Origin of the sequence: Micrococcus sp. GbtcB5 (genome assembly GCF_019091605.1) — a bacterium.
GTDB classification, from domain to species: Bacteria; Actinomycetota; Actinomycetes; order Actinomycetales; family Micrococcaceae; genus Micrococcus; species Micrococcus luteus.
Genome location: NZ_JAGXJK010000023.1, coordinates 14,781 through 31,650, shown reverse-complemented (window position 1 = coordinate 31,650; position 16,870 = coordinate 14,781). Strand labels below are relative to the sequence as shown.

General features: G+C 72.8%; 14 protein-coding genes. 2 read left to right on the top strand and 12 right to left on the bottom strand.

All coding sequences use genetic code 11. The features are described 5' to 3' along the window. Positions 1 to 226 precede the first annotated feature (226 nt). From glgB to KVS67_RS09210, 9 genes are all read right to left on the bottom strand, one after another. Positions 227 to 2,626 carry a 1,4-alpha-glucan branching protein GlgB gene (gene glgB / locus KVS67_RS09250; protein ID WP_230260171.1) on the bottom strand — a complete coding sequence of 800 codons (2,400 nt, stop codon included), beginning with the start codon at positions 2,624 to 2,626 and terminating at the stop codon, positions 227 to 229. Continuing rightward, positions 2,598 to 4,697, bottom strand: a complete 2,100-nt coding sequence (locus tag KVS67_RS09245) for an alpha-1,4-glucan--maltose-1-phosphate maltosyltransferase (protein WP_063189364.1) — start codon at positions 4,695 to 4,697, stop codon at positions 2,598 to 2,600. Before KVS67_RS09245 ends, glgB begins: the two co-directional genes overlap by 29 nt. Positions 4,698 to 4,799: 102 nt before the next feature. Beyond that, on the bottom strand, positions 4,800 to 5,591 hold the full coding sequence (locus KVS67_RS09240; protein WP_063189362.1) for an ABC transporter ATP-binding protein: 792 nt from the start codon (positions 5,589 to 5,591) through the stop codon (positions 4,800 to 4,802). After that, the gene (locus KVS67_RS09235) at positions 5,584 to 6,573 is read right to left on the bottom strand and encodes an ABC transporter permease (RefSeq protein ID WP_036341456.1); all 990 of its coding nucleotides are present in this window, start codon (positions 6,571 to 6,573) and stop codon (positions 5,584 to 5,586) included. The genes KVS67_RS09240 and KVS67_RS09235 overlap by 8 nt, the downstream gene beginning before the upstream one ends. Positions 6,574 to 6,703: 130 nt before the next feature. Then, positions 6,704 to 7,687: an ABC transporter substrate-binding protein gene (locus tag KVS67_RS09230; protein WP_063189360.1), complete on the bottom strand. Its 984-nt coding sequence runs from the start codon at positions 7,685 to 7,687 to the stop codon at positions 6,704 to 6,706. 232 nt (positions 7,688 to 7,919) lie between these two features. After that, on the bottom strand, positions 7,920 to 8,909 hold the full coding sequence (gene rlmB / locus KVS67_RS09225; RefSeq protein ID WP_036317879.1) for a 23S rRNA (guanosine(2251)-2'-O)-methyltransferase RlmB: 990 nt from the start codon (positions 8,907 to 8,909) through the stop codon (positions 7,920 to 7,922). Between the two features lie 74 nt (positions 8,910 to 8,983). After that, positions 8,984 to 10,441, bottom strand: coding sequence for a cysteine--tRNA ligase (cysS, locus tag KVS67_RS09220; RefSeq protein ID WP_063189358.1), 1,458 nt, complete (start codon positions 10,439 to 10,441; stop codon positions 8,984 to 8,986). Positions 10,442 to 10,514: 73 nt separating this feature from the next. Next, positions 10,515 to 11,813: a 2-C-methyl-D-erythritol 2,4-cyclodiphosphate synthase gene (gene ispF, locus KVS67_RS09215; RefSeq protein WP_063189356.1), complete on the bottom strand. Its 1,299-nt coding sequence runs from the start codon at positions 11,811 to 11,813 to the stop codon at positions 10,515 to 10,517. Positions 11,814 to 11,939: 126 nt separating this feature from the next. Beyond that, entirely contained in the window at positions 11,940 to 12,422 is a 483-nt protein-coding gene (locus KVS67_RS09210; RefSeq protein ID WP_002858073.1) for a CarD family transcriptional regulator, read from the bottom strand. 201 nt (positions 12,423 to 12,623) lie between these two features. Between KVS67_RS09210 and KVS67_RS09205 the strand changes: the two genes are divergently transcribed. After that, the gene (locus KVS67_RS09205; protein ID WP_063189354.1) at positions 12,624 to 13,175 is read left to right on the top strand and encodes a hypothetical protein; all 552 of its coding nucleotides are present in this window, start codon (positions 12,624 to 12,626) and stop codon (positions 13,173 to 13,175) included. Between the two features lie 91 nt (positions 13,176 to 13,266). Here KVS67_RS09205 and KVS67_RS09200 read toward each other — a convergent pair whose 3' ends face one another. Then, on the bottom strand, positions 13,267 to 13,947 hold the full coding sequence (locus tag KVS67_RS09200; RefSeq protein WP_041104721.1) for a response regulator transcription factor: 681 nt from the start codon (positions 13,945 to 13,947) through the stop codon (positions 13,267 to 13,269). Further along, the gene (locus KVS67_RS09195) at positions 13,944 to 15,173 is read right to left on the bottom strand and encodes a cell wall metabolism sensor histidine kinase WalK (protein ID WP_002858070.1); all 1,230 of its coding nucleotides are present in this window, start codon (positions 15,171 to 15,173) and stop codon (positions 13,944 to 13,946) included. The genes KVS67_RS09200 and KVS67_RS09195 overlap by 4 nt, the downstream gene beginning before the upstream one ends. A 163-nt stretch (positions 15,174 to 15,336) precedes the next feature. Here KVS67_RS09195 and phoU point away from each other — a divergent pair, with 163 nt between their 5' ends. Further along, positions 15,337 to 16,005, top strand: a complete 669-nt coding sequence (gene phoU, locus KVS67_RS09190) for a phosphate signaling complex protein PhoU (RefSeq protein WP_063189352.1) — start codon at positions 15,337 to 15,339, stop codon at positions 16,003 to 16,005. 61 nt (positions 16,006 to 16,066) lie between these two features. On the opposite strand, the gene KVS67_RS09185 is transcribed toward phoU, so the two are convergent. Beyond that, positions 16,067 to 16,825, bottom strand: a complete 759-nt coding sequence (locus KVS67_RS09185) for a phosphoglyceromutase (RefSeq protein ID WP_217565276.1) — start codon at positions 16,823 to 16,825, stop codon at positions 16,067 to 16,069. Positions 16,826 to 16,870: the final 45 nt, after the last annotated feature.

Here is a 16,870-nt window from a genome sequence, read left to right as displayed (position 1 = left end):
CGGATTCTGTGTTCTTCACCCCGCCTCCCGGTCACCCGGTCGGCGTCTTGAGCACGAGATGGAACTCTACACACGAATCCCACCGAACACAAAATCAGGGGCGGCACCCGGCGTGCGGTCAAGGGTGGGCGGCCGGTTTCCGCCTGTTCTCGCGGATTCCTTCGGCCTGGCCCGCCCCGTTCGACGCTCCAGCGCCGTCACCCCCGGCCGTGACGTGCACCACTCCTCAGGGCGTGGCCGTCGTGTCCAGGGTCGGCTGGAGCCACAGGGTGGTCAGCGCCGGCACGTTCACCGTGACGTGGGCCGGCTGGCCCTGCCACTGGCCCTCGTGTGCCGCGATCACCTCGGACTGGCCGGTCTGCTCCCGCCAGCCGTCACCGTGGAAGTCGGTCGCATCGGTGTCCAGCACCACCGTCCACTCCCCCGCGGACGGCACCCCCACGCGCAGCCCCTGACGCGGCGACCCCGAGAGGTTGGTGATGCACAGCAGCGGGGCGCCGCCCGGTTCAGCGGCCGGGACCGCGGCGCCGTCGTCGTCGATCCGTGTCTCCGGCACCACCTGCGCCGCGGGCATGCGGAGGAACACGAGCGTGTTGCCGTCGGCGTCGCCGCCGTCCACCCACGAGAATCCCTCCGGGCTGTGGTCCAGCGACCACAGCGCCGGCTTGCTGCGGTAGAGCGCGTTGAGCTCCCGGATCGTCAGCTGGACCCCGCGGTGCGCCTCATCCCACGAGACGGGCCAGTCCAGGCCCTCGCCCTCGGACCACTCGCTCGGCTGCGCGTACTCCCCGCCCATGAACAGCAGCTGCTTGCCGGGGTGCGCCCACATGTACCCGTAGTAGGCGCGCAGGGTCGCCAGCTGCTGCCGTCGGTCGCCCGGGATGCGGCCCAGCAGGGAGCCCTTGCCGTGGACGACCTCATCGTGGGACAGCGGCAGCACGTAGTTCTCCGAGTAGGCGTACACCATGGAGAACGTCCACTGCTCGTGGTGCCACCGGCGGTTGACCGGGTCCTGGGACAGGTAGGCCAGGGTGTCGTGCATCCAGCCCATGTTCCACTTCTTGCCGAAGCCGAGACCGCCCGCGTCCACGGGAGCGCTCACCCCGGAGAAGGCCGTGGACTCCTCCGCGATCATGTGGACGCCGGGGTGCAGGCGGTACACGGTCGCGTTGACCTCGCGCAGGAAGTCGATGGCCTCGAGGTTGTGGTTGCCGCCGTGCACGTTGGGCTCCCACTGCCCGTCCTCGCGCGAGTAGTCCAGGTAGAGCATCGAGGCGACGGCGTCCACGCGCAGCCCGTCGATGTGGAACTCGCCGAGCCAGTAGAGCGCGTTGGCCACGAGGAAGTTGCGGACCTCGGTGCGGCCGAAGTCGAACACGAGGGTGCCCCAGTCGGGATGTTCGCCCCGCCGCGGGTCCGGGTGCTCGTACAGGGCGGTCCCGTCGAAGCGCGCGAGCGCCCACTCGTCCTTCGGGAAGTGCGCCGGCACCCAGTCCACGATGACGCCGATCCCCGCCCGGTGGAGCGCGTCTACCAGGTGCTTGAACTCGTCCGGGGAGCCGAACCGGGAGGTGGGGGCGTAGTAGCCGGTCACCTGGTAGCCCCAGGACCCGCCGAACGGATGCTCCGCGACCGGCAGGAACTCCACGTGCGTGAACCCGAGCCACTGCACGTACTCCACGAGCTGCTCGGCCAGCTCGCGGTAGTCCAGCCCGGGCCGCCACGAGCCCAGGTGCACCTCGTAGATGCTCAGCGGGCGCTCGTGCGGGTCCGTGAGACGGCGGCGCTCCATCCAGGTGCGGTCTCCGAAGGCGTAGTCGGACTCGAGCACACGCGAGGCCGTGGCCGGCGGGACCTCCGTCCAGCGGGCCATCGGGTCCGCCTTCTGCCGCCAGAGCCCGTCCCGGCCGAGGATCTCGAACTTGTAGCGGTCGCCGTGACCGACGCCGGGCACCAGCAGCTCCCACACGCCGGAGGAGCCGAGGGACCGCATGGCATGGGTCCGGCCGTCCCAGCCGTTGTGGTCGCCCACCACGCGCACGGCCCGCGCGTTCGGCGCCCAGACCGCGAAGGCCGTGCCGACGGCCTCGTCGGCGGAGGTGCGGACCACGCGGGCGCCGAGCACCTCCCACAGCCGTTCGTGCCGGCCCTCCCCGATCAGGTGCAGGTCCAGCTCGCCGAGCGTGGGCAGGTGCCGGTACGCGTCGTCCTGCTCCTGGACGGGGCCGGTCGTGCCGTCCTCGGTCTCGTATGCCACCTCGACGCGGTAGTCGCCCGCGGCGGCCCCGGCCACACGGGGCGTCGGGGCCACGCCCGCGAACACGCCGTCGTGCTCGTGCGTCAGCTCCACCCGCTGCCCGTCGCCGGCGCGGACCACCGTGACCGTGCGCGCCAGCGGGCGCAGCACGCGGTAGGTGACCGCGGCGCCGTCGGGATGCGGGTGGGCGCCCAGCACGGTGTGCGGATCGTGGTGCCGGCCCTGCGCGACGGCGGCCAGCACCTCCGGGTCCACGGCGAGCGGGGCGACGGCGGGACGGGGGGCGGCGGACGGGGTCATGGCGATTCCTGTTCTGGGGACGGCGGGCGTCGGGAGCGGCTCAGCCGTTCCGGACGACCCGCAGGACATGGGCGGGCTCGACGTTCGGGTCCAGGCGGACGTACGGGGTGCGGCCCCACCGCCAGCGCTGGCCGGTGAGCAGGTCCTCCACCTCGACGGCCCCGGACGCGTCGCGGTCCTCGGGGCGCAGACGCAGCGCCTCGAGGTCCAGGTCCAGGGTCGCCTCGACGACGTCGTGCGGGTTCGTGGTGACGACGACGATCAGGGTGTCCTCCGCGGGACCGGCGTCGGTGACCGCCTCGGCGTCCCGGTGCGCACCCTCGGGCCGGGCCGAGCGCGTCTTCGAGAACACGAGCAGGTCCGGGTGCGTCGAGGCGTGCAGGGTCAGGTTCTGCAGGTCGCCCAGCGCCGGGTGCGCCGCGCGGATCTCATTGAGCCGGGTGAGGTACGGGGCGAGCGAGGCACCCGCGGCCTCCGCGCCCTCCCAGTCCCGGGGGCGGTACTCGTACTTCTCGTTGTCGATGTACTCCTCCGCGCCCGGCCGGGCCACGTGCTCGAACAGCTCGAACCCGGCGTAGACGCCCCACAGCGGGCTGGCCGTGGCGGCGACGACGGCGCGGATCCGGAACGCGCCCGGGCCGCCGTGCTGCAGGTACTCCGTGAGGATGTCCGGCGTGTTGACGAAGAGGTTGGGGCGATAGAACGCCGGCGTCTCGTGCGAGATCTCCTGGAGGTACTCCGCAAGCTCCTCGGCCGTGTTCCGCCAGGTGAAGTACCCGTAGGACTGCTGGAACCCGACCTTGCCCAGGGCGTGCATCATCGCGGGACGGGTGAAGGCCTCGGCGAGGAACACGACGCGCGGCTCCTCGGCGCGGACCTTCGCGATCAGCCACTCCCAGAACCACAGGGGCTTGGTGTGCGGGTTGTCCACGCGGAAGATGTGCACGCCGCGGGCCACCCAGCCCCGCACCACGTCCAGCACCGCCTGGGCGAGGCCGCCCGGGTCGTTGTCGAAGTTCAGCGGGTAGATGTCCTGGTACTTCTTCGGCGGGTTCTCCGCATACGCGATGGTGCCGTCCACGCGGGTGGTGAACCACTCCGGGTGCGCGGCGACCCACGGGTGGTCCGGGGAGCACTGCAGGGCCAGGTCCAGGGCCACTTCGAGGCCCTCGTCCGCGGCCGCGGCCACGAACGCCTCGAAGTCCTCGACGGTGCCCAGGTCCGGGTGCACGGCGTCGTGCCCGCCCTCGGGCCCACCGATCGCCCACGGCGAGCCCGGGTCCTGCGGCCCGGCCGTCAGCGTGTTGTTCGGACCCTTGCGGTGCGTGGTGCCGATCGGGTGGATCGGCGGCAGGTAGACCACCTGGAAGCCCATCCGGGCGACCGCCGGGAGCCGGTCGGCCGCCGTCGCGAAGGTGCCAGAGGACCACGTGCCGGAGGCCTCGTCGAAGCGGGCGCCCTCGGAGCGGGGGAAGAACTCGTACCAGGCGCCGCGGCCGGCGAGCTCGCGCTGCACGTCCAGCGGGTAGAGCTCGGAGCTCGTGAGGTGCTCCCGCACGGGGCGGGCGTGGAGGACGGCGGACACCTCCGCCGACTCGGCGGAGGCCAGGCGCTGGGCCGGGATGAGCGACTCGTCCTCGAGGCCGCGAACGACCTCCTCGAACACGGCGCGGTCCTCGGCCGAGCGCTCCGCGTCCTCGGCGGCCCGGCGGAACAGGGCGGCGCCCTCGGCGAGCATCAGCTCCACGTCGACGCCGGCGGCGATCTTGACGGTGGCCGCGTGCTTCCACGTGCCCACCGGGTCGTCCCAGCCCTCGACCACGAACTGGTGCAGGCCCGGCTCGGCGGGCCGCAGCGTGGCCACGACCTCGTCCAGGCCGGGCCGGCCCGGACGCATCTGCACGCGCTGCACCTCGGCGCCGGCCGGGTCGAGCAGGCGGACGGTGGCGCGCACGGAGTCGTGGCCCTCGCGGAACACGGTCGCGCGGACGGGGATGTCCTCGCCGACCACGGCCTTCGCCGGGAACCGGCCGTCCAGCACCACGGGTTGCACGTCCGTCACCGGGATGCGCCCCGTGACGGTCTGGAGGCGGACATCGGCTGCGTTGGCGCTCTGGGTGTCGGGCTTCACGGTGCTCACGCCACGACGCTACCCCGCGGCCGCGCCGGTGAGAACGGCCGGCCCGCCCGCCCGCCGTGAGGCGGAGGGACGGGCCGGGGACGGGGAGGCCGGACGGAGCGCTCAGGACAGCATGGTCTTGTCGTCCACGACGGCGCCCTTGATCTTGCCGAACTCGGCCAGCAGGTCCACCGGGGTGCGCCCGGCCTTCTCCTGCTCGTCCAGCTCGAGGATGATCCGGCCGTCGTGCATCATGATCAGCCGGTTGCCGACCTCGAGGGCCTGGGACATGTTGTGCGTGACCATCAGCGTGGTGAGCCGGTGCTCGGCCACCACCTGCCGGGTCAGACGGGTCACCAGCTCCGCCCGGGACGGGTCCAGGGCGGCGGTGTGCTCGTCCAGCAGCAGGATCTTCGGGCCGGAGAACGTGGCCATGAGCAGGCTCAGCGCCTGACGCTGGCCACCGGAGAGCAGCCCCACCTTGGCGGTGAGGCGGTTCTCCAGGCCGAGTTCGAGCTTCGTGAGCTCGTCGCGGAACATCGCGCGCCGGGCGCGGGAGACGCCCCGCGAGAGCCCGCGGGCGTGCCCGCGTCGCCAGGCCAGGGCCATGTTCTCCTCGATCGTGAGGTTCGGGGCCGTGCCCGCCGTCGGGTCCTGGAACACCCGGCCGATCGAGGCCGCGCGGCGGTGGTCCGGCATGCGGGTGACGTCCTTGCCGCCCACGGCCACGGTGCCGGTGTCCGGGAGCAGCTTGCCGGCGATCGTGTTCAGGATCGTGGACTTGCCGGCGCCGTTGGAGCCGATCACGGTGACGAAGTCGCCCTCGGCCAGGTGCAGGTCGATGCCCTGCAGGGCGCGCCGCTCGTTGACGGTGTTCGGGAAGAAGGTCTTGGAGACCTGCGAGATCTCAAGCACGGGGGGCCTCCTCGGGGACGGATGCGGCGGGGGCGGCGCCGCCCGGCTCGCCGGTCAGGGGCATGCCGGCGGTGGCCGGTGCGGCGGCGGCCGGCCCCGGGGTCGCGGCCGTGCCCCGAGTGCGCAGGCTCAGGCGCTTGGCGAAGCCGAAGCGCGGCAGCAGCAGGGCCACGACGACGAGAGCCGCGGAGATCAGCTTCATGTCGTTCGGGCTCAGGCCCGCGTTGAGGGCGAACTGGATGATCAGGCGGTAGAGCACGGCGCCGACGATCACGGCGAGCGTCGCCCAGAAGACCGTGCGCTGGCCGAACACGGCCTGGCCCACGATCACGGACGCCAGGCCCACGAGGATGAGGCCGATGCCCATGGAGATGTCCGCGAAGCCCTGGTACATGGCCAGCAGGGAACCGCCGAGGGCCACGAGGCCGTTGGAGATCATCAGGCCGAGGATCTTCATCCGGTCCGTGGAGACGCCGTACGAGCGGATCATCTCCTCGTTGTCACCGGTCGCCTGCAGGGCGAGGCCCAGGTCCGTGTGCAGGAACCAGTCGAGGATCAGCTTCACCACGAACACACCGAGGAAGAGCACGAGGATCGAGCCCCAGTTCCGGGCCAGTCCCAGGTCGTCGAGCCACGTGAACAGGGTGTCCTGGCCGAGCAGGGGGATGTTGGCCTTGCCCATGATCCGCAGGTTGATCGAGTAGAGCGCGATCATCGTGAGGATGCCGGCGAGCAGGCCGTCGATCCGGCCCTTGGTGTGCAGCAGGCCGGTGACGAGGCCCGCGAGCGCGCCCGCCACGAAGGCGGCGAGCATGGCCAGGGGCACCGGCGTGCCGCCCGTGATGAGCACGGCGGCCGTGGCGGCGCCGGTGGTGAACGAGCCGTCCACCGTGAGGTCGGGGAAGTCGAGGATGCGGAAGGTCAGGTACACGCCGAGCGCGACGACGGCGTAGATCAGACCCAGTTCCACTGCGGTCAGCATGGGGTGGGTGCCTTTCGGGCGGTGCGAGGGGGACGGACGACGGCGGGACGGGATGGGCCGGCCGCCGACGTGCTCCGCGGCGGCTCGGACCCCGTGGTCCGGGCCGCCGCGGAGGCGGGCAGGCGCGGGATCAGCCCTCGACGAGCTGGTCGGCCCTGTCCGTGAGCTCGGCGGGGATCTCGACGCCGTAGGCCTCGGCGGCCTGCGGGTTCAGCACGAGCTGCAGGTTGGCCGGGTCGGCGTAGCCCACGGGCAGCTCGGCCGGCTTCGCGCCGTCCTTGAGGATCTTCACGGCCATCTCGCCGGCCTGCTTGCCGTGCGCCGTGTAGTCGATGCCGTACGTGCCCAGGGCGCCGCGCTCGACGGAGTCGATGTCCGCCGAGATGACGGGGACGCGCTGCTCCTTGCCGTAGCCCACCACGGTCTCCAGCGCCGAGACGACGGCGTTGTCCGTGGGCACGTAGATGCCGTCCACCCCGGACAGGGACTGCACGCCCTGCTGGACCTCGGACGAGTTGGTGATGGTGGCCTCCTTGACCTCGAGGCCCAGCTCCTTGCCGGCCTCCTTGGCCTGGTCCACCTGGACCTTGGAGTTGGCCTCGCCGGAGTTGTAGACGATGCCGACGGTCGTGGCGTCCGGCTTCACGTCCTTGAGCAGCTGCAGCTGCTCCTTGACCGGGTTGCGGTCCGAGACACCGGTGACGTTGCCGCCCGGGGCCTCGTCCGAGGCCACGAGCTCAGCGCCCTTGGGATCGGTGACCGCCATGAACACGACCGGCTTGTCCTTCACGGCCGAGGCGGTGCCCTGTGCGGCGGGGGTCGCGATCGCGGCCACGAGGTCCACGTCCCCGTCGTTGGCGAAGGTGGAGGCGATGGAGGTGACGGTGGCCTGCTCGCCCTGGGCGTTCTGCTCCTCGAACGTCACGTCCAGACCGGCGTCCTTGAACGCCTCCTTGAAGCCCTCGGCCGCACCGTCGAGCGCCGGGTGGGAGACGAGCTGGTTGATGCCCACGGTGTAGGAGCCGTCGCCGCCGGAGCCGGAGTCGCCGCACGCCGTGAGCCCGAGGGCGGCGACAGCGAGGGCGGCGGTGAGGGGGAGGGAGCGGTGCTTCATGAGACGGACCTCGTTCTGATGGTGCGGTGCGGGATGCGCTCGCCGACGGGGGCCCGTCGGACACAGTGCAGACACTGTGCGCGGTGATACTCATCACATGCAAGACGTGTGCGTATCCACGCGACATCCTGCCATGTGATCGGCGTCACCATGGACACTCTGCCCCCGTCGGCGCCGTGCACGACACCCGCGTCCCCGCCCGGCCGTCATCCCGGGCGGGGCGCCGTGGAGGTCAGCGCCCGCCGGCGCGTTGCACCGAGATCTCGTACAGGGAGATGCCCACCGCCATCGAGGCGTTGAGGGACTCCATCGTCGAGTCGATCGGGATGGACACGATCTGCTGACAGTGCTCCCGCACCATGCGGGACAGACCCTTGCCCTCGGCCCCCACCACGAGCACGAGCGGCTCCGTGGCCAGGGCGAGCCCGGGCAGTGAGACGTCCCCGCCGCCGTCGAGGCCCAGCACGAAGTAGCCGGCCCTGTGCAGGTCGACGAGGGTGGTGTTCAGGTTGCCGGCCTGGGCCACGGGCACCCGCGCGGCCGCGCCGGCCGAGGTGCGCCAGGCGGTGGCGGTCACGCCGACGGAGCGGCGCTCGGGCACGATCACGCCGTCCGCGTCGAACGCGGAGCCGGCCCGGATGATGGCGCCGAGGTTGCGGGGGTCGGTGATGCCGTCGAGCGCGATCAGCAGCGGCGGGGTCCGCAGGTGCCCCTTCTCGTGCTTCGCGAGCGCGTCGAGGGCCAGGGCCGTGGCGTCCGCGTACTCATAGGGCGGGATCTGCAGCACGATGCCCTGGTGCACGGCCTCGCCGGAGAGGCGGTCCAGCTCCGGCTTGGTGTTCTCCAGGACCGGCACGCCCTGCTCGAGGCAGAGGCGCAGGGCCTCCTTGACGCGGTCGTCCATCTCGATGCGCACGGCCACGTGCAGCGCCTTGGCCGGGATGCCCGCGCGCAGCGCCTCGAGCACGGGATTGCGACCGGAGACCGTCTCATCCGTGAGCTTCACGCGGCCGCGGACCTGGTCCTTCACGGGACCGCGCTTGGCGGCCGAGCGCTCGGCCAGCTGCTTGGCGCGGTGTGCCTTGTGGTAGACCCGGTCCTCGGCCTTGGGGGTGGGTCCGCGGCCCTCGAGCGCCTTGCGACCGTGGCCGCCGGTGCCCTTCATGGGGCCCTTCTTGCCCTTGGGCTTGCGGGATCCGCCGGAGCGGGGTGCGGTGGACATGGCGGGACTCCTGCGTGCCGGGGACGGGGGCGGCGGCACGCGGGGCGCCGCCGGATCGCCCTCCAGTCTAGGTGTCAGTCCGCCAGGCGCCATGTGGCGCCGTCGGCGCCGTCCTCCACCACGACGCCGGCCGCGGCCAGCGCGTCGCGGATGCGGTCCGCGGTGGCCCAGTCCTTGTCCGCGCGGGCCTGCGCCCGCGCCTCGATCTGCGAGCGGACGAGCGAGTCGAGGGTGTCCGACACCGGGCCGGCCGCGGCGTCGTCGCCCTCGGGCACGTCGTCCAGGCCCAGCACCGCGGTCATGGCCTCCACCTCGGCCAGGCGGGCGGCCGCGGCGTCGAGGTCCTGCCCGGCCAGCGCCGAGTTGCCGGCGCGCACGGCCTCGTGCAGGGCCGCGAGCGCCTGGGGCACGTTGAGGTCGTCCTCCATGGCGGCGCGGAAGGCGGCGGGCACGCGGTCCGCGAGCGCCCCGTCGGGGGCGGGCGGGACGGCACCGGCGGCGCGGGCGCGGGCCGTGAAGCCCTCGATGCGCTCGACGGCGGCCTCGGCCTCGTCGAGGGCGCCGGGCCGGTAGTCGAGCTGGGAGCGGTAGTGGGCCTGCCCCAGGAAGTAGCGCACCGCCGTCGGGCGGGCCATGCCGAGCATCTCCTCGGGGGAGATCGTGTTGCCCACGGACTTGGACATCTTCTCGCCGCCGTAGGTGACGAGCCCGTTGTGCAGCCAGAAGCGGGCGAAGCCGTCCCCGGCGGCCGCCGACTGGGCCAGCTCGTTCTCGTGGTGCGGGAACCGCAGGTCCAGGCCGCCGCCGTGGATGTCGAACTCTGCGCCGAGGTACTTCGTGGACATGGCCGAGCACTCCAGGTGCCATCCGGGGCGGCCGGCGCCCCAGGGCGACTCCCACACGGCGGTGGCGGGCTCGCCGGGCTTGGCGCCCTTCCACAGGGCGAAGTCGCGGGGGTCGCGCTTGCCGCGCGGGTCGGCGTCGGGCGCGTCCTGCATGTCCTCCACGCGCTGGCGGGTGAGCTCGCCGTAGCGCTCCCACGACCGGACGTCGAAGTAGACGTCGCCCGAGCCGTCCTGCGCGGGGTAGGCGTGGCCGCGCTCCATCAGGCGCTCGATGAGCGCGAACATCTCGGGCACGTGGCCGGTGGCGCGCGGCTCGTAGGTGGGACGGCGGACGCCGAGGGCGAGGTAGGCGGCGTCGAACGCCTTCTCGAACCGGTAGGCCAGGGCCCACCACGGCTCGCGGGCCGGGTAGAGGTCCGACGCCTCGAAGTCGGCCTCGTGGGAGTCTGCCGAGCGGTCGAGGATCTTGTCGTCGATGTCCGTCACGTTCCGCACCGAGGTGACGCGCAGCCCGGTGGCCTCGAGCCAGCGGATGAGGATGTCGAACACGATCGCGCTGCGCACGTGGCCCACGTGCGGCATGCCCTGCACCGTGGCCCCGCAGTAGTACACCGACGCCTCGCCGGGCACGAGGGGCTCGAAGTCCCGGATCTGCGCGGTGCGGGTGTCGTAGAAGCGCTGGGCCATGGGGGCGCGGTCCTTCCGGAGGGGCGGGGTCCTGACGGGGCTCTGCCAGCCTAGTCGGTGCGCCGGCGCGGGCTCAGGCCGCAGGGACGACGAGCGCGGTCGCGATCCCGACCAGCCCCTCCCTGCGCCCGATGAACCCCAGCCGGTCCGTGGTGGCGGCGGAGACGGACACGGGGGCCCCGCCGAGGGCGGCGGAGAGGGCGGCCTCCATCTCCGCGCGGCGCGTGCCCACCTTGGGCCGGGGTGCGACCACCTGGACCGCCACGTTCCCGACGGCGACGCCCGCCTCCGTCAGCAGGCGCAGCACCTCGCGGAGCATGTCCGCGCCGGAGGCGTCCGCCATCTCCGGCCGGTCGACGCCGAACACGGCCCCGAGGTCGCCGAGGCCGGCGGCGGAGAGCAGGGCGTTGCACGCCGCGTGGGCGGCCACGTCCCCGTCCGAGGTCGCGGCCACGCCACGCTCGCCGGGCCAGCGGATGCCGCCGAGCCACAGGGGCCGGGGGGCATCCTCGGGTGCCCACGCGTGCACGTCGGTGCCGATCCCCACGCGCGGCAGGGGGGCGGCCGCGGCGGGGCGGGCGGGCTGGTCCATGGGAGTCTCCTCCTGGGGGGCGCGGCGGGCGAGTTCGAGGCGGGCGAGGTCGAGGTCGGCGGGGGCGGTGACCTTGAACGCGGCCGGGTCGCCGGGCACCACCACCACCTCATGCCCCGCAGCCTCCATGACCATCGCGTCGTCGGTGAGCGCCGCGGCGTCGAGCGTGGGGTCCGTGCGCACGGCCTCGTGGGCCGCCAGCAGGGTGTCCAGATCGAAGCCCTGCGGCGTCTGGATCGCGCGCAGTCCGGCGCGGGCCGGTGTGCCCGCGACGACGTCGACGCCGCCCCGTCCGGGGGTGACCTGCTTGACGGTGTCCGTCAGCGGCAGGCCCGGGACCGCGGCGACCGCGCCGGTCTCGAGCGCCGCCGTGACGGCCCCGAACACGCTCGGCGGGGTCAGCGCGCGGGCGGCGTCGTGGACGAGGACGCGGCGGGGCGCCCCCGCCGGGGCGAGGTCGGCCAGAGCGCGGGAGGCCGCGGTGAGTCCGGCGCGGACCGAGTCCGCGCGCTCGGCGCCGCCCGGCACGCAGTGCACGGGCACGTCCAGGTGCGGGCCGGCGTCGACCTCGGCGGCCACGCGGCCGGCGTCGGCCCCCGCCGGCGGGGTGAGCACCACGACGGCGTCGAGGGCGAGCCCGGCGGCGCGCGCGGCGGCGACGGACTCCAGGCAGTGGTGCAGGAGGGTGCGGCCGTCCGCAAGGGGGGCGAGGGCCTTGGGCAGCCCGGCGCCGAGGCGGGTGCCGGCGCCGGCGGCGGCGATCACGAGGGCGGTGGGCATGGCCTCATCCTAGGGAGCGCGCCGGGGTCCGTGGCCCGGGACCCCCATGGCGGCGACGGCCGGGGACGAGACAGGGGAGGGGCCCGCGTCGTGGACGCGGGCCCCTCCCCTGTCGTGTGCTGCTCGTCAGCCCTCGAGCACCTTGTCCAGGCGGCCCTCGGCCTCCTCCTCGGTGACCTTCTTGGCCAGCGCCAGCTCGGACACGAGCACCTGGCGGGCCTTCGAGAGCATGCGCTTCTCGCCGGCGGACAGGCCGCGGTCCTGGTCGCGGCGCCACAGGTCGCGGACGACCTCGGCCACCTTGTTGACGTCGCCGCTGGCGAGCTTCTCCAGGTTGGCCTTGTAGCGGCGGGACCAGTTGGTCGGCTCCTCCACGTGCTCGGCGCGCAGGACCTCCATGACGTGCTCGAGCCCCTCCGCATCCACGACGTCACGCACGCCGACGAGGTCGACGTTCTCCGCAGGGACCTCGATGGTCAGGTCTCCCTGGGCCACCTTGAGCTTGAGGTACATCTTCTCCTCCCCCTTGATGGTGCGCATCTTGATCTCCTCGATCCGCGCAGCACCGTGGTGGGGGTAGACGACGGTCTCTCCGACCTCAAAAACCATGTTGTTGTGCCCCTTTCAGTCGTCTCATTCTATCATGCGGCCTCGTCGTGCCGCGCGTGCCGTCACATCTTCGGCCTCCGGATGTGATAGTGGACGACCCCGCACCACAGGCCTGCCGGCGTCCCGGGATGCGGTAGCCTGACCTGGCAGGGCCCCTGCCTCGGGGCTCCTGAGCACGTCATCGCACCTGAGGAGACCTCTGTGAAGAACGCATCCCGGCCCGCCCGGCGCCACCTCGCCGCAGGTGCGCTGGCCGCGGTCGCCCTGCTGGGCGCCACCGGCTGCTCCGCCGTGAGCCCGATCGCCACCGCCATCCAGTACTCCCCCTCGGACGGCATCAACGGCCAGGAGCAGGACTTCCTGAGCTACCGCAACCTCGCCCTCGTCGGCGACGGCGAGTCGGGCCCCGCCCGCCTGATCGGCACCGTGGAGAACACCTCCGGCCAGGATCAGACCTACACCTTCCAGGCCGAGGGCGGCGGCTCCGCGCCCCTGAAGGTCCCCGCCGGCGAGAGCCGCAAGCTCGAGGACGAGGCGAACACAACCGTCCTGGAGCGCGAGGGCGTGTGGGTCGGCGAGAACCTGCCCGTGACCGTCTCCGGCAACGGCGGCACCGCCGACCTGGCCGTCCCGCTGCTGAGCGCCACCCAGGAGCAGTACCGTGACCTGCTCCCCGAGGGAGTCGAGCCCTCGGAGGAGGATCTCGTCGGGCACCTCCACGAGGAGACCCACCACTACGGCGAGGAGCACTGACCTCCGCCGGGCCTGCGCCCGGCACGCCACGGCCCCGGCCCCACCGCGAGGTGGAGCCGGGGCCGTCGTCGTCCCGGGTGCAGCGCGCCGGTCAGGCCTCGAACTTGTAGCCCAGGCCGCGCACCGTGACGAGGTAGCGGGGGCTCGAGGGATCGGGCTCGATCTTGGAGCGCAGGCGCTTCACGTGCACGTCGAGGGTCTTGGTGTCCCCCACGTAGTCGGAGCCCCACACGCGGTCGATCAGCTGGCCGCGGGTGAGCACGCGCCCGGCGTTGCGCAACAGCATCTCCAGCAGCTCGAACTCCTTGAGCGGCAGGGACACCTGCTCGCCGTCCACGGAGACGACGTGCCGCTCGACGTCCATGCGCACGGGGCCGGCGCTGATGGTCGCCGACATCGGCTCCTCCTGGTCCCCCTGACGGCGCAGCACGGCGCGGACGCGGGCCACCAGCTCACGCGAGGAGTACGGCTTGGTCACGTAGTCGTCCGCCCCGAGCTCGAGGCCGACGACCTTGTCGATCTCCGAGTCCTTCGCGGTCAGCATGATCACGGGGACGTTGGAGCGCTGGCGCACCTGACGACACACCTCGGTGCCGGACATCCCCGGGAGCATCAGGTCCAGGAGGATCAGGTCCGCGCTGTCGCGCTCGAAGACGCTCAGCGCCTCGTTGCCGTCGGCGGCGACGGTGACCTCGAACCCCTCCTTCTCCAGGAGGTAGGACAGGGGGTCGCTGAACGACTCCTCGTCCTCCACGATCAGAATGCGGCTCATGCGCTCGTCTCCTTCCGGGTCGGGTGTGCGGCCGAGGCGGTCACCCGGTGACCGCGCCGCTCGGTGACGTGGGCGGCGCCCGGCGCGCCGTCGACGGCGACACCGTCCCCCCACTCGGGCAGGCGGATGGTGAAGGTCGACCCGCGGCCCGGCTGGGACCAGAGGGTGACCTCCCCTCCGTGGTTGATGACGACGTGCTTGACGATGCTCAGCCCCAGGCCCGTGCCGCCCGTCTGGCGCGACCGCGCCGCGTCCACGCGGTAGAAGCGTTCGAAGACCCGCTCCTGCTCCTCCGGGCTGATGCCGATGCCCTGGTCCGTGACGGTGACCTGCGCGAGCCCGTCCACGGAGCTCAGGCCGATGCCCACCGTGGTGCCCTCCGGGGAGTAGCGCACCGCGTTGTCCACCAGGTTGCGCACCGCGGTCATCAGCTGGTCCTGGTCCCCGTGCACCACCGCGTCCACGCGGCCGCCCACGCGCAGCGCGATGCCGCGGTCCTCGGCGGTCAGGCGCAGGCGGTCCACGGCATCGGCGACGACGGCGTTGAGGTCCACGGGCCCCCCGTCCTGGACCACGTCCTTGGCCTGCAGCCGGGAGAACTCGATGATGTCCTGCACGAGGGCCGTGAGCCGGCGGGACTCGACGCCCAGCCGTGCGGCGAAGCGACGCACCGCCTCCTCGTCCTCCGCGGCGTCGCCGATGGCCTCGGAGAGCAGGGAGATGGCACCCACCGGCGTCTTGAGCTCGTGCGAGACGTTGACGACGAAGTCGTGGCGCATGGCCTCGGTGCGGGTCACGTCCGTGCGGTCGTCGGCCAGGATCAGGATGTACTCCTCGTCCAGCGGGGCCACGCGCAGCTCGACGACGAGGCTCGACTGCCCGAGGGGTCCTCGGGGCAGCTCCATGCGGCGCTCGACGATGACGCCGTCGGCCCGCACGGTCCGCGTGAGCTCCCGCAGCTGGTCCTGGACGAGCGAGTGCCCCCGCACGAGGCCCAGGGCGTAGGCCGCGGGGTTCGCCCGCACCACACCGTCGACGTCGTCCACCACCGCGTACGCGCGGCCGACCACGGAGAGGACCTCGGCGGCGCCCGGCGCCAGGGTGGGTTCGCCGACCGTCAGGTCTACCGTCCGCGAGCGCTCGGACGCCCGGAAGGCCAGCATGGAGGCCACTCCGGTGAACAGTCCGACCGCTCCGCACAGCAGGCCGATGATGACGGGATCCACGGCACCAGACTAGCCTCTGGCGGCCCGGAGACGGGCTGCCCCGGCCCCGCCAGACGCCGGACGATCGGCGTTCATGGGCCGTTCATCTTGCCCTGGCAGGATGGGCCGCTGCCCCGCGGACTCGGGGTCGGCGGCGCACGGGCGTCGCCGGGGAGAGGAGACCATGCGCGAGCTCTACCGAGCCGACCTCGAACGGCTGGGCCGCGACCTGACCGAGATCGCCCGCCTGGTGCACCGCGCCATGATGGACGCGCAGGCCGCCCTCGAGGCGGCCGACGTGCACGGCGCCGAACGGGTCATCTCGGAGGACGCGCGGATCGACCAGCTGCAGGAGTCCCTCGACGAGCAGGCCGTGCGCATCCTGGCGCTGCAGGCGCCCGTGGCCACGGACCTGCGCACCGTCGTCGCCACGCTGCGGATGAGCTCCTCGCTCGAGCGCATGGGCGACCTCGCCCGCCACGTGGCCCAGCTGACCCGGCTGCGCTACCCCGAGCATGTCATCCCGGAACAGGTCCGGACCGTGATCACCGCGATGTGCGACGCCGCCGTGGAGGTGGCCGAGGAGGTCCTCCTGCTGCTCGAGACCCAGGACCTGGCGCACGGGGACCGGATCGACGCCCTCAACGAGGACGTCAACGCGCTGCACCTGTCCGTCTTCCGCGCGATCGCCGCCCCGGACTGGAGCGCGACGCCGGCCACCACCACGGACGTCACGCTGGCCTCGCGCTACCTCGAGCGGTTCACGGACCACGGCCTGTCCGTGGCCGCCAAGGTGCGCTACCTCGTCACGGGCGAGTGGGCGACCCACCGCCCGGACGCCACCGGCTCCTGACCGTCCCCGACGCCACGGGCCGGGCCCCCGGCGGGGTCCCGGCCCGTCGTCGTCGGACGCGTCAGTGCGCGGAGCCCTGGGCGGCCACGGCGGCGGCGCCGGCGGCGGCGGCCTCCGGGTCGAGGTAGCGGCCGTTCGCGGTGATCGGCTTGAAGTTCTGGTCCAGCTCGTAGACCAGCGGGATGCCCGTCGGGATGTTCAGGCCCGCGATGTCCTCGTCCGAGATGCCGTCCAGGTGCTTGACCAGGGCGCGCAGCGAGTTGCCGTGCGCGGCGATCAGCACGGTCTTGCCGGCCTTGAGGTCGGGCAGGATCTGCTCCTCCCAGTAGGGCAGCAGGCGGTCGATGACCTGCTTGAGGGCCTCGGTGCGGGGGGCGTCCTTGCCCAGGTCCGCGTAGCGCTCGTCGTCGATCTGGGAGAACTCGGAGTCGTCGTCCAGGGCGGGCGGCGGGGTGTCGAAGGACCGGCGCCAGACCATGAACTGCTCCTCGCCGAACTCCTCCTTCACCTGGGCCTTGTCCTTGCCCTGCAGGGCGCCGTAGTGGCGCTCGTTCAGGCGCCAGCTGCGCTTGACCGGGATCCACTGGCGGTCCGCGGCCTCGAGGGCCAGGTTGGCCGTGGTGATGGCGCGCTTGAGCAGGGACGTGTGGACCACGTCCGGGCGGATGCCCTCCGCCTCCAGCAGCTCACCGCCGCGGGCGGCCTCGGCGCGCCCCTTCTCGGTCAGCGGGACGTCCACCCAGCCGGTGAACAGGTTCTTCTCGTTCCATTCGCTCTGACCGTGCCGCAGCAGGACCAGCGTGTACGTGGTGTTCGCCATGTCACCATCCTAGGCGGACCCGTCCCGCCGCTCCCCTACGCTGGA

Coding starts and splice junctions, on each gene's coding strand:
- glgB (WP_230260171.1), bottom strand. CDS start 2,626: ATGTCCTGCGGGTCGTCCGGAACGGCTGAGCCGCTCCCGACGCCCGCC.
- KVS67_RS09235 (WP_036341456.1), bottom strand. CDS start 6,573: ATGCTGACCGCAGTGGAACTGGGTCTGATCTACGCCGTCGTCGCGCTC.
- KVS67_RS09230 (WP_063189360.1), bottom strand. CDS start 7,687: ATGAAGCACCGCTCCCTCCCCCTCACCGCCGCCCTCGCTGTCGCCGCC.
- rlmB (WP_036317879.1), bottom strand. CDS start 8,909: ATGTCCACCGCACCCCGCTCCGGCGGATCCCGCAAGCCCAAGGGCAAG.
- cysS (WP_063189358.1), bottom strand. CDS start 10,441: ATGGCCCAGCGCTTCTACGACACCCGCACCGCGCAGATCCGGGACTTC.
- ispF (WP_063189356.1), bottom strand. CDS start 11,813: ATGCCCACCGCCCTCGTGATCGCCGCCGCCGGCGCCGGCACCCGCCTC.
- KVS67_RS09210 (WP_002858073.1), bottom strand. CDS start 12,422: ATGGTTTTTGAGGTCGGAGAGACCGTCGTCTACCCCCACCACGGTGCT.
- KVS67_RS09200 (WP_041104721.1), bottom strand. CDS start 13,947: ATGAGCCGCATTCTGATCGTGGAGGACGAGGAGTCGTTCAGCGACCCC.
- phoU (WP_063189352.1), top strand. CDS start 15,337: ATGCGCGAGCTCTACCGAGCCGACCTCGAACGGCTGGGCCGCGACCTG.
- KVS67_RS09185 (WP_217565276.1), bottom strand. CDS start 16,825: ATGGCGAACACCACGTACACGCTGGTCCTGCTGCGGCACGGTCAGAGC.